The 22,913-nt window shown below is 68.4% G+C and carries 18 protein-coding genes; 11 read left to right on the top strand and 7 right to left on the bottom strand.

The genetic code is table 11. The features are described from left to right. Positions 1–328: 328 nt before the first annotated feature. Genes NYO99_RS04265 through NYO99_RS04215 form a run of 11 tightly spaced genes read left to right on the top strand, consistent with a single transcriptional unit; the run spans position 329 to position 12,532 of the window. Complete coding sequence (locus tag NYO99_RS04265) at positions 329–2,176, top strand: methyl-accepting chemotaxis protein (RefSeq protein WP_268165850.1); 1,848 nt, start codon at positions 329–331, stop codon at positions 2,174–2,176. Positions 2,177–2,191: 15 nt separating this feature from the next. After that, the gene (locus NYO99_RS04260; protein ID WP_268165849.1) at positions 2,192–3,811 is read left to right on the top strand and encodes a chemotaxis protein CheW; all 1,620 of its coding nucleotides are present in this window, start codon (positions 2,192–2,194) and stop codon (positions 3,809–3,811) included. A gap of 16 nt (positions 3,812–3,827) precedes the next feature. Beyond that, the gene (cheB, locus tag NYO99_RS04255) at positions 3,828–4,970 is read left to right on the top strand and encodes a chemotaxis-specific protein-glutamate methyltransferase CheB (RefSeq protein WP_268165848.1); all 1,143 of its coding nucleotides are present in this window, start codon (positions 3,828–3,830) and stop codon (positions 4,968–4,970) included. A gap of 14 nt (positions 4,971–4,984) precedes the next feature. Beyond that, positions 4,985–5,608 (top strand): HEAT repeat domain-containing protein, encoded by a 624-nt coding sequence (locus NYO99_RS04250; RefSeq protein WP_268165847.1) that lies wholly within the window; start codon positions 4,985–4,987, stop codon positions 5,606–5,608. Then, positions 5,605–6,486, top strand: a complete 882-nt coding sequence (locus NYO99_RS04245; protein WP_268165846.1) for a CheR family methyltransferase — start codon at positions 5,605–5,607, stop codon at positions 6,484–6,486. Before NYO99_RS04250 ends, NYO99_RS04245 begins: the two co-directional genes overlap by 4 nt. Further along, positions 6,483–6,920: a response regulator gene (locus NYO99_RS04240; RefSeq protein WP_268165845.1), complete on the top strand. Its 438-nt coding sequence runs from the start codon at positions 6,483–6,485 to the stop codon at positions 6,918–6,920. Before NYO99_RS04245 ends, NYO99_RS04240 begins: the two co-directional genes overlap by 4 nt. Continuing rightward, positions 6,917–9,295 carry a chemotaxis protein CheA gene (locus tag NYO99_RS04235; RefSeq protein WP_268165844.1) on the top strand — a complete coding sequence of 793 codons (2,379 nt, stop codon included), beginning with the start codon at positions 6,917–6,919 and terminating at the stop codon, positions 9,293–9,295. The genes NYO99_RS04240 and NYO99_RS04235 overlap by 4 nt, the downstream gene beginning before the upstream one ends. After that, positions 9,295–9,552, top strand: coding sequence for a hypothetical protein (locus tag NYO99_RS04230; protein ID WP_268165843.1), 258 nt, complete (start codon positions 9,295–9,297; stop codon positions 9,550–9,552). Before NYO99_RS04235 ends, NYO99_RS04230 begins: the two co-directional genes overlap by 1 nt. Beyond that, complete coding sequence (locus tag NYO99_RS04225) at positions 9,549–9,917, top strand: response regulator (RefSeq protein ID WP_268165842.1); 369 nt, start codon at positions 9,549–9,551, stop codon at positions 9,915–9,917. Before NYO99_RS04230 ends, NYO99_RS04225 begins: the two co-directional genes overlap by 4 nt. A 10-nt stretch (positions 9,918–9,927) precedes the next feature. After that, entirely contained in the window at positions 9,928–11,247 is a 1,320-nt protein-coding gene (locus NYO99_RS04220; protein WP_268165841.1) for a methyl-accepting chemotaxis protein, read from the top strand. 19 nt (positions 11,248–11,266) lie between these two features. Next, entirely contained in the window at positions 11,267–12,532 is a 1,266-nt protein-coding gene (locus tag NYO99_RS04215; RefSeq protein ID WP_268165840.1) for a patatin-like phospholipase family protein, read from the top strand. Here NYO99_RS04215 and NYO99_RS04210 read toward each other — a convergent pair. The 7 genes from NYO99_RS04210 to glk form a co-directional block, all read right to left on the bottom strand. After that, complete coding sequence (locus NYO99_RS04210) at positions 12,494–13,246, bottom strand: sugar nucleotide-binding protein (protein WP_268165839.1); 753 nt, start codon at positions 13,244–13,246, stop codon at positions 12,494–12,496. The genes NYO99_RS04215 and NYO99_RS04210 overlap by 39 nt on opposite strands. Further along, positions 13,243–14,577 (bottom strand): alpha-amylase family glycosyl hydrolase, encoded by a 1,335-nt coding sequence (locus tag NYO99_RS04205; RefSeq protein ID WP_268165838.1) that lies wholly within the window; start codon positions 14,575–14,577, stop codon positions 13,243–13,245. The genes NYO99_RS04210 and NYO99_RS04205 overlap by 4 nt, the downstream gene beginning before the upstream one ends. Then, entirely contained in the window at positions 14,574–16,085 is a 1,512-nt protein-coding gene (locus NYO99_RS04200) for a tryptophan halogenase family protein (protein WP_268165837.1), read from the bottom strand. Before NYO99_RS04200 ends, NYO99_RS04205 begins: the two co-directional genes overlap by 4 nt. Before the next feature lie 5 nt (positions 16,086–16,090). Continuing rightward, the gene (locus NYO99_RS04195) at positions 16,091–16,810 is read right to left on the bottom strand and encodes a DUF6445 family protein (RefSeq protein WP_268165836.1); all 720 of its coding nucleotides are present in this window, start codon (positions 16,808–16,810) and stop codon (positions 16,091–16,093) included. A gap of 12 nt (positions 16,811–16,822) precedes the next feature. Further along, complete coding sequence (locus NYO99_RS04190; protein WP_268165835.1) at positions 16,823–18,343, bottom strand: tryptophan halogenase family protein; 1,521 nt, start codon at positions 18,341–18,343, stop codon at positions 16,823–16,825. Positions 18,344–18,422: 79 nt separating this feature from the next. Next, on the bottom strand, positions 18,423–21,161 hold the full coding sequence (locus tag NYO99_RS04185; RefSeq protein WP_268165834.1) for a TonB-dependent receptor: 2,739 nt from the start codon (positions 21,159–21,161) through the stop codon (positions 18,423–18,425). 499 nt (positions 21,162–21,660) lie between these two features. Continuing rightward, positions 21,661–22,647: a glucokinase gene (glk, locus tag NYO99_RS04180; RefSeq protein ID WP_268165833.1), complete on the bottom strand. Its 987-nt coding sequence runs from the start codon at positions 22,645–22,647 to the stop codon at positions 21,661–21,663. Positions 22,648–22,913 lie beyond the last annotated feature (266 nt).

Genomic DNA, 22,913 nt, shown 5'->3' with positions numbered 1-22,913 from the left:
GCCCCGCAGGCGGACCCCCGCGCCGCCACAAACAACAAAACTGATTCGCCCCACCGGGGCTCGAATCGTTTTCAGCGCGCGCTTTTGCAGACTATTTCACAGGAAATCTCGCCACACCTGCCAATCACGCACCCTCTACTAGCTTTTTTATCAATTCAGGCGCCCAATTCAATCACTTGAACGGCCGTGCCTCATGACACACCCCGGCAGCGGCCAGCCCGGCAACCGTGAAGCAAGGAGAGTGGCAATGTCGCTGGTGATGAAAAACAAGGACGCCCTTCAACCCTCGAGCCCGGCGGCGGTGGTCGCCAAGGGCCCGAGCCGGAACATGAGCCGCGACGCCGAGCTGTATCGGCGCCGTGCCCGCACGCTGGCCAAACAGCAGCAGGCCGCTGAGCGCATCGCCAGCGCCAGCACCGAGCTGTCCAGCGGCATCAACGAGGCCGCGTCGGCCGCTGAAGAGCTCAAGCGCGCCACCGACCAGATCGCCAGCGGCGCCGAGGAGGCAGCCGGTGCGGCGCAGGAATCGCTGGCCGCGATCACGCAGGTCAACGGCGCGCTCACGCGCCAGCTCGAAGCCTGCCGCGACTCGCAGGCCAAGGCCGAAGGCATGCGCGACCTGGCTGGCAAGGTCAACACCGAGATCTCGGCCACCATCCAGGCGGTCGGCGTTGCCGCCGAACGCCAGGCCGAGTCGGTCAAGATGGTCGGCGAGCTGGAGCGCCAGGCCGCCAACATCGGCGACATCGTCAAGGCAGTCGCCCGCATCGCCGACCAGACCAACCTGCTGGCGCTGAACGCAGCCATCGAGGCCGCACGCGCCGGCCAGCATGGCAAGGGCTTTGCCGTCGTCGCCGACGAAGTGCGCACCCTGGCCGAGACGAGCGAGAAGAGCGCCAAGCAGATCCAGGAACTGGTGGGCCAGATCCAATCCGAGGTGACCAGCATCGCGTCGGGCATCAACACCTCGGCCGAAAGCATCAAGTCCGAGGTCGACAAGAGCCGCATCATCACCGAGCAGCTGGACCGCATCCGCATCGACGCCGCGGAGATCGTGAATGGCGCCACCACCATCGCCACCGCTGCCGCGCAAAGCGCTGCCGCCGCCCAGCAAGCGCTGCGCGGCACCGAGCAGATCGCGGCGGCGTCGACCGAGCAGAGCTCGGCCTGCGAGGAGTCTGCCAAGACGGTGGAAGAGCAGTCGGCTGCACTCGCGGAGTGCGAGCAGACCGCCGCCAACCTCTCCGAGATCGCCGACGAGCTGAAGAACTCCACCGACATCTCCAAGAGCGCTGAAGAAGTGGCCTCCGCCGCGGAGGAGCTGTCCAGCACGGTGCAGGAGATCACGCGCGCGGCCACGCAGATCATGGTGGCCCTCGAGCAGATCCGCAAAGGCGCACAGACCCAGGCCAGCGCCACCACCGAGTCGGCGGCCGCCATCGCGCAGATCAGCAAGGCGGCCCAGCTCGCCGAACAGCGCGCCAACGATGCCCGGGAACGTGCGGCCGCCATCCGCAGCCTGATGGGCGAGAACAACCGGCACATCAACTCGCTGGTGACCAGCATCAGCGACGGCGTCGAGTCGACCCGCACCAGCATGCAGCAGATCAAGGAGCTGGAGTTGGTGAGCCGCAAGATCGACAAGATCGTCGACGCCATCACGCAGGTCTCGGTGCAGACCAACATGCTGGCCGTCAACGGCAGCATCGAGGCGGCGCGGGCCGGCGAGTACGGCAAGGGCTTCGTGGTCGTGGCCACCGACATCCGCAACCTGGCTCACGACTCAGCCGAGAACGCTGACCGTATCAAAGACCTCGTGAAAAGCATCCAGGACCAGATCGCTCTGGTCGGCCGCGATCTGTCCGAGATCATGAGCGCCGGCCAGTCCGAGGTGGAGAAGGCTCGCAGCGTCACGCAGAACCTGTCGAGGATGGAGCAAGACGTTGTGGCCGTGGAAGCCGGCAACGCGGCGACGGCGCAAAGCGCGGTCGAGATCTCGGCTGCGCTGGCCCAGGTGCGCACCGGTGTCGACCAGATCTCCGCCGCCGCCGCGCAGGCCGAGAAGGCCGCCGAGCAGGCCGCGGCTGCCGCCAAGCAGCAGAGCCAAGGCGCAGACGAGCTGAGCGCAGCGATCGAGGAGATCTCGTCGCTCGCCGACGAACTGCAAAGCAACTGACCCCCGGGAGGCGTCATGGACACCCTGGACTCCAGCGCCCCACCGGGCGCACTGCAGGCCCCGGCTGACGGCCAGTTCGTCAGCTTCGAGCTGGCCGGCGAGAAGTTCGCCGTGCCCATGGGGCCGGTGCAGGAAATCATCCGCCTGCCGGAAGTCGCCCGCTTGCCGCTGGCCCCCGCCGCGCTGCTCGGCCTGGCCAATCTGCGCGGCCGCGTGCTGCCGCTGATGAGCCTGCGGCGCCTCGTCGGCCTGCCCGACCTGGCGCAGAACGACGCCGCACGCGCGCTGGTCATCAACTGCGGTCAAGCGCTGGGCTTCCTGGTGGACACCGTGCTCAGCGTGCTGCACGTCGAGCCCGGTGAGCTGCAGCCCGCGGCAGGCATCCAGTCCGTCGTGCAAACCGACTGTCTGACCGGCCTCATCCGCCGCCCCGGCGCCAACGGCCACGACGACCTGCTGATGGTGCTGGACTTTGAGCTGCTCGTGCAACGCGCCTTCCGCAGCGTGATGCGCGAGCCCCGCGATACCGCGCTGGACACCGGCGGCCGCGAGGCGCTGAGCCGTTCGCTGGACGCGGCCGAGGGCGATGCGCTGAACCAGGACCTGCGCATGGTGAGCTTCACCGTCGCCGGCCAGGAGTACGCCCTGCCCATCGAGGACGTGCAGGAGATCGTGCAGCTGCCCGACAGCGTGACCGCGCTGCCGCAGGCACCGGCCCATGTGCGAGGCGTCATCACGCTGCGCCAGCGCCTGCTGCCGCTGGTGGACCTGCGCAGCCTGTTCCGCCTGGGGCTGCCCGCGCAGGACGAGCATCAGCGCATCGTCGTCGTCAGCCTGGACGGCTGTGGCCCGGTCGGCCTGGTGACCGACGCCGTGAAAGAAGTGCTGAGCGTGCCGCGAACGCTCAGCGACGACGTGCCCGACCTGCTCAGCCGCGACGGCCAGCTTGCCGAGTTCAGTGCGATCTGCCGGCTGGATGACGGGCGCCGCCTGGTGTCGGTGCTGTCCTCGGCGCGCCTGATCGGCCTGGAAGAAGTACGCGAAGCCGCTGCGCTGGCCGGTGCCTTGCAGCAAGCCCCTGAACAACCCGTGGAGTCCAGCATGCAGGACAAGCCCAAGGACAGCGCGATGCAGGAAGACCTGCAGCTCGTGATCTTCCGCCTCGGCGCCGAAGAGTTCGGCGTGCCCATCATGTGCGTGCAGGAGATCGTGCGCGTGCCCGAGCAGCTCACCAAGGTGCCGCGCACGCCCGCCTTCGTCGAGGGCGTCATCAACCTGCGCGGTGCGGTGCTGCCTGTCATCGATCAGCGCAGCCGGCTGGGCCTGGAGCCGCTGGCCCGCAACGACCGGCAGCGCATCATGGTGTTCACGCTCGGCGAGCAGCGCACCGGATTCATCGTCGACTCGGTCGCCGAGGTGCTGCGCGTGCCGCGCCACTGCCTGGCCCCGGCGCCGCAGCTGTCGGACGCGCAGGGCCGCATGATCCGCGAGGTCGCCCGGCTGGACGAGCAGCAGCGCTTGATCATGCTGATCGACCCGCCGCAACTGCTGCAGTGGCAAGCCCAAGCCAACCTCGACATGGCCGCCAGCGACCTGGCCGAGCCGCTGCCCGAGCCGCAGCGTCAGGCCGCCTGAGCACGGGGAGCGCATCATGGGCAACAAGGTTCTTGTCGTTGATGACTCTGCGCTGATGCGCAAGGTCTTGCGTCAGGTGCTCAGCGAAGCGGGCTTCGAGGTTGAATCCGCGCGCAGTGGTCGTGAGGGCATCGAGCTTGCACAGACCTTCGAGCCCGACGTTGTGACGCTTGACGTCAACATGCCGGAGATGGATGGGCTGACCGCGCTGTCGCTCCTGATGGCGCAGCGGCCGACCCCGGTGATCATGGTGTCGTCCCTGACGACGGCCTCCGCCCTGCCCACGCTGGAAGCGCTGGCGCTCGGCGCGGTCGACTACATCGCCAAGCCCGGCGGCACCATCTCGCTGAACCTGAACGAAGTCGCTGCCGACCTGGTGCAGAAGGTGCGCACCGCCAGCACCGCCCGCGTGCGCACGAGCGCCCTGCGCGCCATGCGGCCGGACCCGGCGCGCGCCCGCTCACCCCTGCGTGCCCGCCCCGTGACGCCGGCAGGCAGCGCCACCGGCCCGGGCCGCACGCCGGCCACCGGCACGCGCCAACAGGCCGCCGCGCCGAACGCGCTGCGCGACCTGGGCCGCCCGGACGGCCTGGTGCTGATCGGCGTGTCCACCGGCGGCCCGCGCACGCTCGAAGACATCCTGCCCGCCCTGCCGGCCGACTTCCCCTGGCCGGTGCTGGTGTGCCAGCACATGCCCGCACAGTTCACCTCCACCTTCGCGCAACGCATGGATTCGCTGTGCGCGCTGGAGGTGCGCGAATGCGACGGCCCGACGCCCTTGCAGCCCGGCCAGGTCGTCATCGCGCGCGGCGGCTACGACATGGTGATTACCGAGCGCCTGGGCCGGCTGGTGGCACAGCCGGTGCCTGAGGCCCCGGCCCAGCCTTGGCACCCCTGCGTGGATGTGCTGGTGGACAGCGCGATGCGCCAGATGCCGGCGGATCGCCTCGTCGGCGTGCTGCTCACCGGCATGGGCTTTGACGGTGCGGCCAGCATGGCGCGCCTGCACCAGCAAGGCGGCCGCACGATCGCCGAGTCGGCCGAGAGCGCCGTGGTGTTCGGCATGCCGCAGGAACTCATCAACCGCCAGGGTGCCGACCGCATCCTGCACGCCAGCCGCGTCAGCGACCAGCTGCGCGACTGGATCTGCAAGCACTGAAAGGAGCATGCGTCATGGCTCTGCGCAAGACACCTGTTGCCCCCTTGCACGCGGTTCAGCCTCGTCAGCTCACCCGTGACCTGCGTGGGCTGCAACAGCAACTCAACGACGCCGACCCGCGCCAACGCCGGCACGCCGCGCGCGACCTCGCCGCCTTCCCCGATGCCGCGCTGAGCCTGGGCCAGGCCCTGTCGCACGAGACCGAGCCCAGCGTGCGCGAGGCCCTGTTCAACAGCCTGGGCCACATCGCCAGCGACGCCGCCGTGCAAGCCCTGCTGCCGCTGCTGCGCACCGAGGATGCCGGCTTGCGCAACGGCGCCATCGAAGCGCTGGCCGCCATGCCGGACCTGGTGGCCCCGTGCATGGACCGGCTGCTGCTGGACCCCGACCCGGACGTGCGCATCTTCAGCGTCAACCTGATGGGCGACCTGCGCCACGCGCAGGTGCCGCACTGGCTGCAGCAGGTGCTGCGCCACGAGTCGCACATCAACGTCGTCGCGGCAGCGCTGGAGGTGCTCGCGGAAGTGGGCAGCGTGGCCGACCTCCCTGCCTTGCGCAGCGCGCGCGAGCGCTTCGACAGCGACGCGTTCATCCAGTTCGCGGCCGACGTCGCCATCAGCAGGATTGAAACGTCATGACCTCAGCCCTGCGCACCCCATCGGCGCGCGTCGAGCGTGCGGTCACGGATGCAGACTTCCTGAAGTTCAGGGAATTCTTCTACCGCAAGACCGGCATTCACTTCGACGAGAACAAGCGCTACTTCGTCGACAAGCGGCTCGTGGACCGCATGGAAGCCACCGGCGCCAACAGCTTCCGCGAGTACTTCATTGCGCTGCGCTTCGAGTCGCAGGGCCTGGAGTTGCAGCACCTGGTGAACTCGATGACGGTCAACGAGACCTACTTCCTGCGCGAGTCCTACCAGTTCGACTGCATGAGCAACAACCTGCTCGACGAGCTGGTCACGCGCAAGCGCGGCAACGAGCCGCTGCGCATCTGGTCCATCCCGTCTTCCACCGGCGAGGAGCCCTACTCCATCGCGATGCACCTGCTGGAACGCTGGCCCGGCATCAACCGGCACGATGTCGAGATCCTGTCCTCGGACATCGACACCCAGGTGCTGGACGCGGCGCAGCGCGGCGTCTACAGCGCGCGCTCGGTGGCCAACCTGCCCAAGCACTGGCTGGACAAGTACTTCACCCGGCGCGGCGACAACGAATGGGCCATCTCGCGTGACCTGGTCGCGGCGGTGGAGTTCTCACGCGTGAACCTCAGCGACCCGGCCGACACCCAGCGCTTCCGCGACATCGACCTGATCTTCTGCCGCAACCTGCTCATCTACTTCGATGACGTCTCGCGGCGCGCGGCCGCCGAGGCGATGTACGACGCGCTCAGCCCGGGCGGCTTCATCTGCCTCGGGCACTCGGAATCGATGAGCCGCATCAGCGCGCTGTACCGCGTGCGTCGCTTCGCCGACGCCATGGTCTACCAAAAACCCCTGACAGGAGAGGCGCCATGACTGCCGCTCGCATCCTCGTGGTCGATGACGCGGCCACCATCCGCATGTACCACCGCAAGCTGCTGGGCGACGCCGGCTGGCAGACCGACGAGGCGATCAACGGCCTCGAGGCCGTGGAGAAGGTCATCGCCGCCGGCGCCGTGCGCCCGTTCGACCTGTATGTGGTGGACGTCAACATGCCCAAGCTCGACGGCTACGGCTTCGTGCGGGAACTGCGCCGTCTGCCAGCCTCGCAGCAGGCGCCCGTGATGATGGTCTCCACCGAAGCGCAGTTGCAGGATGCCTCGACCGCGCAGGACGCCGGCGCGAACTGCTACCTCGTCAAGCCGACCCGCCCTGCCGAGCTGGTGCTGACGGCGGCCCTGTTGCTGGGCGACGCCGAAGCCGCTGCGCAGGCCGCGGCCGCTCACCCGATTCCTGGAGTTGCACGATGAACACCAGCAGCGAAATCCTCGAACAGTTCGTGCTGGAGGCGCGCGAGTGCCTCGAGGCCATCGGCCAGCGCCTGCTGGACATCGAACGCCGGCCCGACGCACCGGACCTGCTGAACGACCTGTTCCGCTCCGTGCACACGCTCAAGGGCAACTGCGGGCTGTTCGAGTTCGGCGCCCTGGAGCATGTGGTGCATGCCGGCGAGGACCTGCTCGACCAGGTGCGTTCCGGCAAGCTCACCTACAACACCGCGATGGCCGACGCGCTGTTTGCCGCGATGGACCACAGCGCCGAACTGATCGACGCGATCGCAGCCCAGGGCCAGCTGCCGGACGACGCGATGGCACGCTCCCAGGAGCTGGCGCGAGCGCTGCGCGCCTTCCTCGGCGGCCCCGCAGCTGCCCCGGTCGCCACGCCGGCCCGGGCCTCACAGGCCGCCGCGGCCCCTGCGGCCGTGCCGGCGCCGCCCGCCGTCAAGCCGGTGCCCGCCAGCGCCGCCGCGCCGCTGCCGGCCTGGGCCAGCCCGCTGAAGCCCGAGTGGCAGGCCCTCGCCAAGCCCGGCTACTGCGTGCTGCGCTACCTGCCGGAGCCGGAGTGCTTCTTCAAGGGCGAGGACCCGTGGAAGCTCGCCCAGCTCACGCCGGGTCTGCTCGCGATGGAGGTGCTGAAGCCCGACGACTGGGGGCCGCTGGACGCGTTCGACTGCTACCGCTGCCAGCTCGGCTTCCTCATGCTGAGCAGCAGCCCCGAGGCCTATCTGCAGGAGCACTTCCGCTACGTGCCCGAGCAGTGCGAGATCGTCACGCTGCCCGCCGAGCCCGCCGCGCCACAGCTGGACGACGCCCACCAGCAGCTGCTGGCCCAGCGGCTGGCCCAGCTCTGGAGCGACCAGATCGCCGTGCTGCAGCGCCCGGTGCCCACCGGGGGCACGGTGGCCGCCGCCCGCCAGGTCTTGCTCAACCTGCTGGGCCTGCGCAGCGGCCTGCCGGGCGTCGACGGCGCGGCGCTGGTGGAGGCTCGCACCGCACTGCCCAGTGACGACGCCAGCGCACCGGCACTGGCCAGCTGGGCCCGCCAGCATCACCCGCTGGGCCCGGTCGTTGCCGACGCCCCCGCCGCCGCGCGCGGCATCGCCACAGCGCCCAGCGCCAGTGCCGGCACGGTCAGCAGCCTGCCCGACGAGGCCAGCACCGAGCGCGGCAGCCACAAGGTCTTGAAGGTTGCGCAGGACAAGATCGACCGCCTGATGGACCTCATCGGCGAGATGGTGGTGGCCAAGAACGCCCTGCCCTACCTGGCCCAGCGTGCCGAGACGCACTTCCGCCAGCGCGAGCTGGCCCGCGAGATCAAGAACCAGTACGCCGTCATCAACCGCATCGCCGAGGACATGCAGCACGCCATCATGCAGGTGCGCATGCTGCCGGTGGGCACGGTGTTCCAGCGCTTCGGCCGCCTGGTGCGCGACATCTCCAAGCGCCTGGGCAAGGAGGTGCAACTGGTCATCGAGGGTGAAGACACCGAGGCCGACAAGAACGTCATCGAAAGCCTGGCCGACCCGCTGATCCACATCCTGCGCAACAGCCTGGATCACGGCATCGAGACGCCCGAGGTGCGCGTGGCCGCCGGCAAGCCTGCCCACGGCACACTGCGTGTGAGCGCCCGCCAGGACGGTGACCGCGTGGTGCTGGACATCAACGATGACGGCGCCGGCATCGACACCGCCCGCGTGCGCAGCAAGGCCGTGGAACGTGGCCTGATCCCGGCGGACCGTGCCGATGCACTGACCGAGGCCGAGGCGGCGCAGCTGATCTTCCTGCCGGGCTTCTCCACGGCCGAGAGCATCTCGGACCTGTCGGGGCGCGGCGTCGGCATGGACGTCGTGCGCTCGGCGGTGGAGCGGGTCAACGGCACGGTGCAGTTGCACAGCGTACGCGGCCAGGGCACCACGCTGACCCTGACGCTGCCGCTGTCCATGGCGGTCACGCACGTGATGATGATCCGCTCGGCCGGCTGCCGCTTCGGCGTGCCGATGGACCTGATCGTCGAGACCGTGCGCGTGCCGGCCGAGGACATCCACCGCTTCAAGTCGGCGCAAACGGTGGTGCTGCGCGGTCGCATCGTGCCGCTGCGCAGCCTGAATGAACTGCTGGGCATGGACGAGCCGCAGCGCCTGAACACCGAGCGCGAGCACGCCGTGCTGGTGCTGCGCTGGGGCGGCGAGCCCGTGGGCCTGGTGGTCGACGAATTCGACGGCACCTCCGACATCATCCTGCGCCCCCTGGAAGGCGTGCTCGGCGGCATGACCGGCTTTGCCGGCTCGGCGCTGATGGGTGACGGCAGCGTGCTGATGATCCTCAACCCCAAGGAGCTGCTCTGATGGCCATCCGCTACCTCAAGACCTACGCGGCGCTGGAAGGTCACCTCGGCGCCGAAGACGCCGAAGGGCTGCTGACCTGGCTGCGCAGCAAGCCCCGCCCGACGGTGCACCTGGGCCGCTGCGAGTCGCTGCACACCGCGCTGCTGCAGACGCTGCTGGCCTTTGCGCCGGCCGTCAAAGCCCCGCCGGCCGACCCTTGGCTGTGCCAAGCCCTGGGCCTGTCCCCCATCCCCACCTCACCCGGGAGCGCCGCATGAACAAGACCATTCTTCTCGTCGACGACTCGGCGACCATGCTCATGAGCCTCAGCAAGACGCTGACCATCAGCGGCCTGACCGTGGAAACCGCCACGGATGGCAGCGCCGCGCTGGAAAAGCTCAAGGGCGGCCTGAAGCCGGCGCTGATCATCACCGACATCAACATGCCCAAGCTCGACGGCCTGGGCCTGATCCAGGAAGCCCGCAAGCTGTTGCGCTTCACGCCCATCCTGGCGCTCACCACCGAAAGCCAGCAGGGCAAGCGCGACGAGGCCAAGCGCAACGGCGCGACCGGCTGGCTGGTCAAGCCCGTGGGCGGCAACGAGCTGCTGCAAGTCATCCGTCAGGTCATCCCTGGCCTTTGAGGAGCCCACCATGGATTCCACCGATTCCCCACCGGTTGACGCCAGCAACGGCGCGCCCCGCGGTGCCCTGGGCACGGCTGCGCACTGGCTGAAATCACACCGCCTCGCCCTGCTGGGCGTGGGTGCCGGCACGGCCCTGATGGCCTTCGCGCTGCAAGGCGCTGCGTCCTGCAGCAGCGCCGGCGCGCCACTTTTGTGGGCCGCTGGCGGCGCCGTGCTGGGCTGGCAAGCCCAGCGCTGGCAGCAGCGCCGCCGCACCCCGCCTGCCGCCGCAGCCATGCAGCACCCGGATGCGAACACCGTCGTCGCGCAGGACATCTCGACGCTGCAGCAGGCCTTCTCGGTGCTGGGCCAGCAGGTCAACGCAACGATACAGACCTCCGAGACCGCCGTGCTGGCCATGTGCGGCCGCCTGGACCGCGTGCACAGCCGCACGACCGACCTGCGCCAGCGCGTGGTGGACGCGGTCGCGCGCTCGGAGCAGCTGTCGGTCGCCTCGCTGCAGCAGAGCACCGAGCATGCTGCCGCGGTCGCTGACCTGGCCTCGCACCAGGAGGTGTTCGAGAAGACCCGCCTGGAGTTCCTGCAGCGCGTGCGCAACTCCGCCGACCAGGTGCGGCATCTGGCGCCGCTGGCCGAGCTCATCAGCGACATCGCGCGCCAGACCAATATGCTGGCCATCAACGCCGCCATCGAGGCGGCGCGTGCCGGCAACGAGGGCTCGGGCTTCAAGGTGGTGGCCGGTGAGGTGCGCCGCCTGTCGACGCAGACGGCCGATGCCGCCAAGCAAGTCACCCAGGGCATCCAGCAGGCGGCCCAGGCCATCGAGCGCGAGGCCGCCCAACTGGAGGCCGAGGTGGGTGAAAGCTCTGCGGCCCAGCTGGGCGAGATCTCACGCCACATCCAGAACATGAGCCAAACGCTGAGCGAGGTCGTGCCCTACCTCGGCCAGCTGTCCGAGCAGATGGATCACGGCATCGCCGATGTCACGTCGGACATCGTCGACACGCTGGGCGACATGCAGTTCCAGGACATCAACCGCCAGTTGCTGGAGCAGATCAACCACGCGCTGGGCAGCCTGTCCACCCACTTCGCGCAGCTCTACCAGCTCATCGACGGCCAGGCCCCGCCGCCCCCGATGCTGCTGGAGGAGCTGCTGCAGCGCTGGACCAAGGATTACGTGATGCAGTCGCAGCGCGTGGCCCATGTGCTGGCCGTGGGCAGCGGCCAGCGCGGCACCGTCGTGCCGCTGCGCCCGGGCAACGCGCCGGCACAGGAGGAGCCTGTCGCGCTGGCCGTCGTCAACGGGCCGCGGATCGAACTCTTCTAGCCGCTGCCGGGAGAACACCATGCATGCCATGCCACTCACCGGGTTGGTGCTGAGCGGCGGCGGTGCGCGTGCCGCCTACCAAGTGGGCGTGTTGAAGGCCATCGCCCGCATCCGCCAGGACGTGACCGACCCCACCCACCGCGACGACAACCCGTTCGGCGTGATCTCGGGCACCTCGGCCGGTGCCATCAACGGCGCGGCGCTGGCCTGCCATGCCGACATGTTCGACACCGGCGTGGACAACCTCGTCAAGGTCTGGGCCAACTTCCATGCCCAGCAGGTCTACCGCTGCGACACGCTGGGCCTGGTGACGAACGGGCTGCGCTGGCTGAGCGTGATGTCCATGGGCTGGGCCATGCGGCGCTTCCGCCCGCGCTCATTGCTGGACAACTCGCCGCTGGGCGCGCTGCTGCGCGAGGTGGTGCCCATGCACCGGCTGCCCAGCCTGCTGGCCCGGCGCCATCTGCATGCGCTGGCGATCAGCGCGTCCAGTTACTCCACCGGCCTGCACGCAACCTTCTACCAAAGCAGCGCCCCCATCCCGACCTGGATACGCAATCAGCGCATCGCCGCGCCCACGATGCTGATGCACGAGCACCTGCTGGCGTCGTCGGCCATCCCCTTCATCTTCCCGGCCACCCGGCTGCACCATGACGGGCGCGGCCAGTGGTACGGCGACGGCTCGATGCGCCAGTCATCGCCGCTGTCGCCGGCCATCCACCTCGGCGCCAAGCGGCTGGTCATCATCGGCGCCGGGCGCATGCACCAACCACAGGATGACATCCCCGACAGCCACCGCTACCCCAGCCTCGCGCAGGTGGCCGGCCACGCGATGGCCAGCATCTTCCTGGACGCCCTGCACTCCGACATCGAGCGCATGCAGCGCGTGAACCGAACGCTGGAAGCACTGACGCCCGAGCAGCGTGCCGGCCATCCGCTGCAGCCCATCGACGCCATCGTCATCACGCCCAGCCAACGGCTGGACGACATTGCCTCCCGCCACATCCACCACCTGCCGCGCGCGGTGCAAATGCTGCTGCGCTCCAGCGGCGTGCGCGACGGCCAGCGCCAGGGCGCCGCGCTGGCGAGCTACCTGCTGTTTGAAAGTGCCTACACGCGCGAGCTCATCGAGCTGGGCGAGCAGGACGGCCTGGCGCAGCGCGAGGCGCTGACCGCCTTCCTGCAGCCCAGCGAGTTCGCCGTGGCGCGGGCCCAGCGCCTGCAGACCGGCGGCCGCAGCCTGCCTTCAACCGCCCAAGCGGGCCAAGCAGGCCAGGCGGGCTGACAGCGGCGGCAAACCACAGGGGCCGCCGACCAGGCGCTGGTCGTGGCGGTAGTCCTCGGTGGCCACGACCTGCCAGTCCCGCCCGTGCGCGCGGGCCAGGGCATGCACCAGCTCGTCGAAGCGCCAGGCCTCCTGCGCATTGCTGTCCAGGTGATGCACGCCGGGCTGCGGCTGCTCGATCAGCGCCAGCAGCGCCGCGGCCGTGTCGGCCATGAAGGAGCAGGCCGGCGTCCACGCGCGGCTGGCCGCCACGCGGCCCTCGCGGCGCTGCCACTCGTCCAGCGCCATCAGCATGTTGTTGCCGGGCTGGCTCGGGTCGATCTGCCAGCCGATACGGGCGATGGCAGCACGGCCGCTGGCCGCCCGGATGGCGTCCTCGCAGGCAATCTTGTAGCGGCCGTAGTCGTCCGTCGCGGTGCGCGCATCGGCCACGTCGTGCGGGCCGTCCGGCGCACCGCCAAACACCATGGCCGTGCTTGTGAACACCAGCCGCTCGCAATGCGCCGCGAGCCAGCCGGCGAAGCGCGCCGACCCCATGCCCAGGTGGGCGATGGCGTCGGGCTGCTGCTCGGCCAGCCAGCGGGCCGAAGCGGCTTCATCCTCGGGGTCCACGGCCACACGGTTCCAGCCGATGACGGCATGCCCGGCCGCGCGCGCGGCCTGCGCCAGGCGCGGGGCCAGCGTGCCGTTCAAGCCGGTGACAAGCAGCCTCAAGCCAGCCACCAGCCCCAGGCCTTGAGCGCGTGGCTGCGCCAGGTCTGCGGCCGCGCGGTGAGGTTGACCGCCACGCGCACCACGTCCGCACCCAGCCGACGCTCGAAGGCCACCACGCCGTCTGGTGCATCCAGCAGCACCACCGGCGCGCCGTACTGGCCTGCCGCCAGCGCCGGGTGCCGGTGCTTGAACGCGATGAGCTGCTGGTAGAAGGCCGTCAGCTCGTAGGTGTTCCACGCGATGGCGTCCTTCTCGAAGAAGGCCAGCCGCTTGTTGAGGCGGGCTTCCTGCCCGTTGTAGATCAGCGGCATGCCGGGCAGCGTGAAGCTCAGCACCGCCAGCGCCTGATGGGCGTCGCCGTACAACTCCGCATCGCTGCCATGCCAGGAGTTGTAGTCATGGTTGCTGGTGAAGCGCATGCGGTAGGCATGCGCCGGGTAGCCGGCCGGCTGCTTCTGCAGCCAGGCCTTCAGCAGCGGCGCGCCGGGCTCGCCCTTGCCGATCTTCTTGAATACCTGGTCAGGCAGGTCCCAAGAGTAGGTCATGTCGAAGGCGCCGCTGGTGTGCAGCGCCACGGCGTCGGACTCGGCCAGCATGAACATGGGCTTCACGGCGTCCAGTTCGCGGCGCGCGCGTACCCAGAAGTCGATAGGCACCAGGCTGGCGACGTCGCAGCGGAAGCCGTCCATGCCCACTTCGCGCACCCAGAACTTCATCGCGTCCAGCATCGCGTCGCGCAGCGCCGGATTCTTGTAGTTCAGCGCGATGACGTCGGTCCAGTACTCGACCGTGGCGCCCTCGCCGAAGGTGACAGGGAACAGCTCCCCCTTGGCGTCGAGCTGATACCAGTCCTTGTGCTGCGTGGCCCAGGGGTGGTCCCACGCGGTGTGGTTGGGCACCCAGTCCAGGATGACCTTCATGCCCTGCGCCTGCGCCGCCGCGACGAAGGCCTTGGCATCGGCCACGCTGCCGAACTCGGGGTTCACGGCGGTGTAGTCGCTGATGGAGTAGTAGCTGCCGAGCGTGCCCTTGCGGTTGAGCTTGCCAATGGGCTGCAGCGGCATCAGCCACAGGATGTCCACGCCCAGTGCCTTCAGGCGTGGCAGGTCCGCCTGCACCGCAGCCAGCGTGCCGGCCTGGGAGTACTGGCGCACATTGATCTGGTAGATGACAGCCTGGCGGGTCCAGGGCAGGTGGGGCATGTCGGCGACGGTGTCGAAGGCGACAGCGGGCGCGGTGGGCGTGGCACTCATGGCAGGCAAGGCAGGCAGGGCGAGGGTGGCGGCGGTGGCGAGGACCGAGCGGCGGGTGGGCATGGACGGAGCCTTCATGCGGCGCAATGCTGGGCGATGTAGTCGGCGTGGCCGGGCATGACCTCCACGCACTTGGCCACAACCTGGCGCACGCGCTCCAGGTGCTCCTGCGCGACGGCGTCGTCGAGCAGCCCGGCGAGCGGATGGGCAGCCTCGGGGTGCAGGTTCTGGCCCTCCATCACCTGGATCCAGCCAACCTCGGCGAACAACTCGTTGTCGCGCCGCACGACGCGGCCACGGCTGCGGTAGAGGTCCATCTTTTCCGTCAGCGTCTCGGGCACGGCCATCGCGGCGCAAGCCTGCCAGAACGGCGCATCGTCACGCTGGTTGAGGTGGTAGTGCAGGATGATGAAATCGCGAATGCGTTCGTAGTGGAAGCGGTTGGCACGGTTGAACTCGGCAACGTCCGCCGGGCTGAAGCCGCGGTCGGGGAAGAAGTCGATGAGCTGCTGGATGCCCTGCTGGATCAGGTAGATGCTGGTGGACTCCAGCGGCTCCAGGAAGCCGCTGGCCAGCCCGATGGCGACGACGTTTTCGTGCCAGGCCAGGCGCCGCATGCCGGTGCGAAAGCGGATCGGTCGCGGGTCAGCAAGGGGCCGGCCGTCGAGGTTGGCCAGCAACGTCGCCGCAGCTTCGTCGTCGCTGATGTGCTGGCTGCAGTAGACGTGGCCATTGCCGGTGCGGTGCTGCAGCGGGATGCGCCATTGCCAGCCGGCACGGTGGGCGGTAGAGCGGGTGTAGGGCGTCAGCGGCGACACCGACTCGCACGGCACCGCCAGCGCGCGGTCGCAGGGCAGCCAGTGCGTCCAGTCCTCGAAGCCGGCCTGCAGGGTCTGCTCGATCAGCAGGCCGCGAAAGCCCGAGCAATCGATGAAGAGATCGCCCGCGATGCGCTCGCCGCTTTCCAGCACGACGGCATCGATGTGGCCCGCGTGGGCGCCCTCCCCGCGCCGCGTGGCATGGCTGATGCGGCCTTCGGTACGCTGCACGCCGCGCGACTCGCTGAGGCGGCGCAGGTAGCGGGCGTAGAGGCTGGCGTCGAAGTGGTAGGCGTAGGCGATGTCGGCCAGCGGCGAGTTGCCGAGGTCGGGCCGTGCGGGCATGAACTTGTTGGCCTTGGCGGCCATCCGTGTGATGGAGTACTGCTCCAGCGGATGCGCGCGGCCCTGGGCCCGCAGCCGGTGCCAGTACTGGTCGAAGGGCACCGTCCACACGTCCTGGCCGAGGCGGCCGAAGCCGTGCATGTAGCGCTCGCCCAGGCGCCCCCAGTTCACGAACTCGATGCCGAGCTTGAAGGTGCCCTGCGTCTCGCGGACGAACTCAGCTTCGTTCAGGCCGAGCACGGCGTTGAAGCGCTGGATCTGCGGGATGGTGGCTTCACCGACACCCACGGTGCCGATCTCGTCCGATTCCACGACGCGGATGCGGTACTGGCCGCGCAGCACGGTGGACAGGGCCGCGGCGGTCATCCAGCCGGCCGTGCCGCCGCCGACGATGACGATGTCCTTCAGGGGGGCGTGGTTCATGCGCGTCACAGCCCGGCGCTCGCGCGCCGGCAGGGGAAGAAGCCGTTGACGGTCAGGCGGCCGGTGGCCGGGTCGTCGCTCAGCAGTTCGGGGTGGTCGATGGCGGCGCAGTGATAGGCGCCACCGTCGTAGATGATCATGCGGTTCCAGGCGGCCGGCACGGTGGCGATGCACTCGAAATGGGTGGAGTCGGCACCCGGGTAGCCGGGCGCGACGCCATGGCGCGCCGTGAAGGCCTCGGGGCCCAGGGTCTCGGCATCGCTGTAGAGCGCGGCCAGCGCCTCGGGCGAGCAGCGTGGCGCAAAGAAGCGCGTGCCGCCGAGCGCCGGCTGGCGGAACAGGTAAAGCACCGAGGCGGCGAAGAGGGTCTGCGACGCGTCCTCCTCGATGCGATCGCGGTGGCAGAGCCACTGCAAGGGTTGCAGCCGCGCCGGCGGCGTGGTGGCCATCGACAGCCGCACATAGGCAGCCTGGCAGCGCCGCAGGCGGAGCGGCCCGCGCGCGTACTGCCAGAAGCAGTCACGCAGGCGGGCGTCGAACTCCGCCGACAACGCCGCGACGCCACCCGGGTAGAGGTTGCCCTGGGGTGCTTCGAGCGGGGTGCGGCTGGCGTAGGCCACCAGGGTCTCGGGCTCCAGCAGCACATCGTCCAGCACGACGCAGCGCGCGCCGGCCCTCAACTCGAGCACCTCCACCCGCGGCCGGGGGTTGAACAGCTGGATCATGGCTGGCGAGTGTCAGCGCATCGGCGCTGCGGCGCAGTGCTCACGGATGAAGTCCTCGTGCAGCGGCAGGCTGTCCACCTGGCGGCGCACCGCCTCGCGAACACCGGCCACGAAGTGCGCGCACTCCTCGGGCTTGAGCAGATCCGCCAGCGGATGGTGCGCCTGGGGGAGCAGGCGCTGGCCTTCCATCACCTGCAGCCAGCTGGGCTCGGTGAAGATGTCGCCGGCCGAACGCAGGATGCGCCCGGTGTGGCGGAACAGGTCGAGCTTGTGCTGAAGCGGCTCGGGCACGGGCATGTCGCGCACATAGCGCCACAGCGGGCTGTCGTCGCGCTCGGTGGCCTTGTAGTGCAGGATGATGAAGTCGCGCACGCGCTCGAACTCTTCGTCGGCGAGGCGGTTGTGAGCGTCGATGTCGGCCTGCGAGAAGCCGGCATGCGGGAAGAACTGGATGAGCCGCGAGATGCTGGATTGCACGAGGTACAGGCTCGTGGATTCGAGCGGCTCCAGGAAGCCGCTGGCCAGGCCCACGGCCACGACATTCTTGTGCCAGAGCTTGCGGCGCTTGCCGGTCGTGAAGCGCAGCGGACGCGGGTCGGCCAGCGGGCGGCCTTCCAGCTTGCCCATCAGCACGGACGTCGCCTCGTCGTCACTGATGAAGCGGCTGCAGTAGACATGCCCGTTGCCCACCCGGTGCTGCAGCGGGATGCGCCATTGCCAGCCCGCGGCATGCGCGGTCGACCGCGTGTAGGGCGGCGGCGGCCCGGACGATTCGCAGGGCACGGCCACCGCCCGATCCATCGGCAGCCACTCGGACCAGTCGATGTAGCCGGTCTTGAGCACCTCCTCGATCAGCAGGCCGCGAAAGCCCGAACAGTCGATGAAGAGGTCGCCCTCGATAAGCTCGCCGGAGACGAGCTGCAGAGCTTCGATGAACCCGTCGTGCCCGCGCTGGCGCACGTCGACCACCTTGCCTTCATGGCGCACCACACCGGCCGCCTCGCTCAGCTTGCGCAGAAAGCGGGCATAGAGACCGGCATCGAAGTGATAGGCGAAGTACACCGGCTGCGCGGGCAGGCCGGGCGCCCTCGCCTCAGGCGAAAAGCGGCCAGCGCGTGCCGCCATCGTATTGATGGCGTACTCAGACAGATCGGCCGCCTGCCCCTGCCGGCGCGCCTTCAGCCAGTAATGATGGAAGGGCACCATGCCCAGGTCCTGCCCCACCTGGCCGAAGCTGTGGATGTAGCGGTCGCCCAAGCGGGCCCAGTTCACGAACTCGATGCCAAGCTTGAATGTGGCCTGGGTCTCGCGCACGAACTGCGCCTCGTCCATCTCGAGCCCGGCGTTGAACTGCCGGATTTGTGGAATGGTGGCCTCACCGACACCGACGGTGCCGATGTCCTCGGATTCGACCAGATGGATGCTCACCTGATTCATGAGCACCTTGGACAGTGCCGCTGCGGTCATCCAGCCCGAACTGCCGCCTCCCAGGATCACGATGCGGCGCACGGGCGCTTGCGAGAACTCGGTCATGTCAAACAGCCACTGTGAAGAAAAAACCCCTGCCAGATTTCTCCGGCAAGGGTTGTCACGCTAGCACTTGCGCGGTGGATCAGAACTTGTAGTTCACACCGAACAGGTAGGTCTTGCCGTACTTGGTGTACTGCTTGGTCTGCGTGAGGTCGTTGTTGTAGTACTCGACGTAGGGCTCGTTGCCGACGTTGTTGATCTGGAACAGCACGGACAGGCCCTTGGCCATGCCGCCCTGGAACTCGTAGCCGAGCTGCAGGTCGGTGACCTTTTCCTTCTTGACGTACTCGAAGGTGCGGTCGGCGCCGAAGCCCGTCACCTCGCCGACGAAACCGTCGCGGATGCGCGTGCTGACACGGGCCGAGAAGCCGTACTTCTCGTAGTAGGCCGTCAGGTTGTAGGTGTTGGGCGAGAGACCCGGCAGCGGGCGGCTGTCGCCGGGGCCGAACGGCGAGATCTTGCTCTGCACATAGGCATAGCTCAATTGCACGCCGAAGCCGTCGAGGATGGGAGCCACGATCTGGAGCGGCACCGACACCGCCAACTCCGCGCCAGACATCGAGCCGCCCTGACCATTGGCCTGGGTTTCGTACTCGCCGATATCAGAGGCCGGCGTCACGCTGCCCGGAGGCGTCAGCGTGCCAAAGCGCTCGCGGAAGTTGACGTTCAGCTTCTGCTTGTAGATGTAGGTCTTCAGGTCCTTGTAATAAGCCGCGACGGACACGTAGCCCTTGTTGCCGAAGTAGTACTCGTACGACAGGTCAACAGCATCGGCCTTCCACGGCTTGAGCTCAGGGTTGCCGCCGTCGCCCGTCCAGATGCGACGCGTGTTGTCGACGCCGTAGGACTGTGTGGCACGCATGTCATCCATGCGCGGACGTGTGATCTGGCGGGCAACACCGAAACGCACGTTTTGGTTGTTTGCCACCTGCCACGTCAGGTTCATGCTGGGCAGCCAGTCGGTGTAGTCGGTGCCACGCGTTGTCGGGCTGGTCGTGCCGCCCTGAATGCTGAACGCGCGCGACTCCTGCTCAGCGTTCACAGCCTGCACCCCAAGGTTGCCGCGCAGCGGCATGCCCAGAAGCTCGGAATCAATGTCGGCCTTGACAAAAGCGGTCGTGATCGTTTCCTTGACCGTCCAGTCCTTGTTGATGATGTCCTTGTTGCCCAGGTTGGCGCGCAAGTTGTAGAACTGCGCTGCGGCAGCGCGGGCGTCGTAAGAAATGAAGTCACCCAGGCCGGCATAAGCCATGCTGTTCGACGCGAACAACATGTTGGCCGGGATGGTGGTCGGCGAAGTCTTCAAATCAAGGAACCACTCCGGCACGTTGCGCGACTTCTCACGCTGCGTGATGTTGACGCCGCCCTCGATACCGCTGAAGAACAGCAGCTCTTGGCTGTACTTGCCCGACAACTTGGCCGACTTGATCTCGTCCTTGACTTCAGGCTTCTTCAGATAGCCCGCCTGACCCCAGCCGCCGGCGTCAACCAGCTTGATCAGCGACGGGTCGGCATAGTTCAGGCCCGCCGAGATGGTGGGCAGGCCGCCACCGACCGGCAGCGAAACCTTGAAGGTGTCAGTCGCGCCCGAACCGCCGGCACCAGTACCTGCGTAGAGCTCCATGATGGATTCCTGACGCTTGGCTTTAGACCAGCTCAGGTCACCAACGAGCGTCAGTGCAGGGCTCAACACCAGCTTGCTGTTCCAGCCCAGAGCGGTGATCGTGTCGTCACGGTCGTTGGCATCGTGGCGCAGCACCGGCTTGACGCCGACGTAATCGGCCTTGGTCAGCACGCCGCCCTTGTAGGCGTTCGGGCCGGTCTGCGTGGCGCCTTCCACAACCGGATTCACAAGCTGCGCGCCCGACCAGGCCAAACCGGCCTCGAAGCCGCGCTGCAGCGCGATGCGCTCATAGGTGGAGTGGTAGGCGTCGACGATGGTCTCGAAGTCCTTCGAGGGCTTCCACTGCACCACGCCCATCAGGCCGTTGCGCTTCTGGGACGCCGACTCGTTGCGCAGCTGCACGCCGCCTGGCAGGCGGACGTCGGTGTAGGTCGTGGCGCCAACAGCGCCATTGCCGGTCGGATAGCCCCAGTTGCGGAAGTAGTTGTTCTGATTCGGGGAGTCCAGTCGGGCATAGCCGAGAGCTACGCCAACCGTACGGTCCGCGAACTGATCGATGTAAGAGAAGCTGAAACGGCTGCCTTTGTCGCTGGCAGCACCCGGATTCAAGCGGCCGAGCGAGTTCTTCTCGGCGCGAAGGTTCAAGGCCATCGCCCGGCTGGCGAAATTCAGCGGACGCACGGTCTGCAGGTCGATGGTGCCCGACAAGCCCTGGCCGACGAGCGCGGCATCGGGCGTCTTGTAGATGGTGACGCCGCTGAGCAGCTCGGACGGGTATTGGTCGAACTCGGCGGAGCGGTTGTCGCCGGTGCTGACCTGCTCGCGGCCGTTGAGCAGCGTGGTGGCGAACTGACCAGCCAGGCCGCGGATCTGCACTTCCTGGGCGCGACCGTTGACGCGCTGCGCGGTCAGGCCAGGCAGACGGGCGATGGACTCAGCGATGGAAGAGTCGGGCAGCTTGCCGATGTCTTCGGCCGAGATGGCTTCGACGATGGAGTCGCTGTTGCGCTTGACCGAGATGGCAGCCTCGATGCCCTTGCGGATGCCGGTCACGGTGACGGTCTCGAGCTGCTGCGGCGCAGCTTGTTGGGCGGTGGCACTGGCGGCTGCAATCAGCATCACGCAGCCAACGGCCACCGGGCTGATGCGGAAGGAAGCGCGGGCGGCGGTGCTGCGCTGTTCGGTGTTCAGGGTCATGGATGTCTCCTCTGGTTCATTGGAAAACGGCTTGGCCCTCAGCACGGCGCCGGCACATCGGCGCACCACACAGGGGCGAGAACCCAACGTCTCAGCCAAGTTTGTATCAAAACTAGATTTTGATCCGCACCTGCGTAAACCCTAGACGTTGCGCAGAAACGACCAGATTTCGGCCCAATACCAAGGGTTAACCAGCATCAAATAAGTGAAATCACGGGAGCATTGCGCCGCAAGTTCGCAACAGCATCGCCAGTCCTGTAGCTCAACTACATTCACCCAAAAGCCACTAAACAGGGCGCGAAAGGGTGAACAAAGTCACGCCATCCGCACAGCCCATGCGGCGCTGCGGCGGCGCGCCTGGCACGCCACGCGCGGCGCGACACCGCACGGAGCCCGGCGGCAGCCAACAGCCGCCGCAGCCCTGCGCAGGGGAAGCGGGATGGGGAGATGCAGCGCAGCGCTCAGGCAGGCGGCGCCCGGCCGCCCTGCCTGAACGACATCAGGCCTGAGCCTGCTCCAGCGCCAGCGCGGCGCCCGACAGGGCTGCCAGCGTGTCGGTGATGAGGGCCGTGGGGATGCCGGCCAGGAAGGGCTGGAAGCGCCCCTTCGCCTCGAAGCGGGCGCGGAACGCCGACTGGAAGAAGCGCTCACCCAGGCGGGGCACGATGCCGCCGCCGATGAACACGCCGCCGCGCGAGCCCAGCGTCAGCGCCACGCTGCCGGCAAAGCCGCCCAGCATGGCGCAGAACACGTCCAGCGTGCGCGAGCAGGCGGGCGATTCGCCGCTCAGGCCGCGCGCGACGATCTGCTCGGTCGTCAGCGCCGCCACGTCCTCGCCCTGCGCCAGCGTGGCCGCAACCGAGCGGCACAGCACCGGCAGGCCGATGCCCGACAGGAAACGCTCTGCGGACACGTGCGGGAACTCGCGCCGGGCATGGCCCAGCACCTCGCTTTCGAAGTCGTCTCCGGGCGCCAGCGTGGCATGCCCTCCCTCACCCGGCAGCGTCAGCCACAGGCCCGGCGCGCGCACGACCCCACCCACGCCCAGCCCCGTGCCGGGGCCGATGACCGCCAGCACCGTGCCGACCGGCACCTGCTGGGCCGCCGCCGGCGCCTCGCCCCAGGGGCGCAGCTGGTGCGGCCGCAGGCGCGGCAGCGACAGCGCCTGTGCTTCGAAGTCATTCAGACACAGGAAGGTCTGCAGGCCCAGCTCCGCCTGCGTCGCACGGCGGGAAAAGTCCCAGGCACCATTGGTCAGCGCGATGCGGTCCTCGTGCACCGGCGTGGCCAGGGCCATCGCCACGCTGCGCGGTGCCGGGCCGTCACGACCCTGCAGGTAGTGGCGCACGGCGGCGGCCGGCCCGGCATGCGCCGCCACCGGCAGCACGCGCACATCTTCGACTCCGGCGCCCGGGCCGGACACCGTGCCAAAGCGCGCATTGGTGCCGCCAACATCGGCCACCAGCCACGGATAGGGCGCGCTCATGCACACCCCCGGCCCGCCGCCGCGGCATTTGCGGCAGCAGGAATGGAATTCAGCTTCTGTAGAAACACGGCCATGAAAACTCGAAAAATGGGTCGGCGCGGACGGTAGCAAAACTACAACACATCGGCAATGCAGACTCACCCCAGCCTCCCTGCGGAAATGCCGAAGCCTCTCTCTGAAACCCGTTTTTCACCCGCACTGACAGCGTAGTGAAGCTACAGATCTGGCGCTGCCAGGCCTCGCGGTGGAGAGCCGCGGGCGTGCTG

The sequence above is a fragment of the Roseateles hydrophilus genome (genome assembly GCF_026712245.1).
GTDB classification, from domain to species: domain Bacteria; phylum Pseudomonadota; class Gammaproteobacteria; order Burkholderiales; family Burkholderiaceae_C; genus Pelomonas; species Pelomonas hydrophilus.
This window is presented reverse-complemented; position numbering and strand designations above follow the sequence as displayed.

What these genes read in the sequence shown, in the direction of transcription:
- NYO99_RS04265 (WP_268165850.1), top strand. Translation starts at nt 329, where the DNA reads ATGAGCCGCGACGCCGAGCTGTATCGGCGCCGTGCCCGCACGCTGGCC.
- NYO99_RS04260 (WP_268165849.1), top strand. Translation starts at nt 2,192, where the DNA reads ATGGACACCCTGGACTCCAGCGCCCCACCGGGCGCACTGCAGGCCCCG.
- cheB (WP_268165848.1), top strand. Translation starts at nt 3,828, where the DNA reads ATGGGCAACAAGGTTCTTGTCGTTGATGACTCTGCGCTGATGCGCAAG.
- NYO99_RS04250 (WP_268165847.1), top strand. Translation starts at nt 4,985, where the DNA reads ATGGCTCTGCGCAAGACACCTGTTGCCCCCTTGCACGCGGTTCAGCCT.
- NYO99_RS04245 (WP_268165846.1), top strand. Translation starts at nt 5,605, where the DNA reads ATGACCTCAGCCCTGCGCACCCCATCGGCGCGCGTCGAGCGTGCGGTC.
- NYO99_RS04240 (WP_268165845.1), top strand. Translation starts at nt 6,483, where the DNA reads ATGACTGCCGCTCGCATCCTCGTGGTCGATGACGCGGCCACCATCCGC.
- NYO99_RS04235 (WP_268165844.1), top strand. Translation starts at nt 6,917, where the DNA reads ATGAACACCAGCAGCGAAATCCTCGAACAGTTCGTGCTGGAGGCGCGC.
- NYO99_RS04230 (WP_268165843.1), top strand. Translation starts at nt 9,295, where the DNA reads ATGGCCATCCGCTACCTCAAGACCTACGCGGCGCTGGAAGGTCACCTC.
- NYO99_RS04225 (WP_268165842.1), top strand. Translation starts at nt 9,549, where the DNA reads ATGAACAAGACCATTCTTCTCGTCGACGACTCGGCGACCATGCTCATG.
- NYO99_RS04220 (WP_268165841.1), top strand. Translation starts at nt 9,928, where the DNA reads ATGGATTCCACCGATTCCCCACCGGTTGACGCCAGCAACGGCGCGCCC.
- NYO99_RS04215 (WP_268165840.1), top strand. Translation starts at nt 11,267, where the DNA reads ATGCATGCCATGCCACTCACCGGGTTGGTGCTGAGCGGCGGCGGTGCG.
- NYO99_RS04205 (WP_268165838.1), bottom strand. Translation starts at nt 14,577, where the DNA reads ATGAAGGCTCCGTCCATGCCCACCCGCCGCTCGGTCCTCGCCACCGCC.
- NYO99_RS04200 (WP_268165837.1), bottom strand. Translation starts at nt 16,085, where the DNA reads ATGAACCACGCCCCCCTGAAGGACATCGTCATCGTCGGCGGCGGCACG.
- NYO99_RS04195 (WP_268165836.1), bottom strand. Translation starts at nt 16,810, where the DNA reads ATGATCCAGCTGTTCAACCCCCGGCCGCGGGTGGAGGTGCTCGAGTTG.
- NYO99_RS04190 (WP_268165835.1), bottom strand. Translation starts at nt 18,343, where the DNA reads ATGACCGAGTTCTCGCAAGCGCCCGTGCGCCGCATCGTGATCCTGGGA.
- NYO99_RS04185 (WP_268165834.1), bottom strand. Translation starts at nt 21,161, where the DNA reads ATGACCCTGAACACCGAACAGCGCAGCACCGCCGCCCGCGCTTCCTTC.
- glk (WP_268165833.1), bottom strand. Translation starts at nt 22,647, where the DNA reads ATGAGCGCGCCCTATCCGTGGCTGGTGGCCGATGTTGGCGGCACCAAT.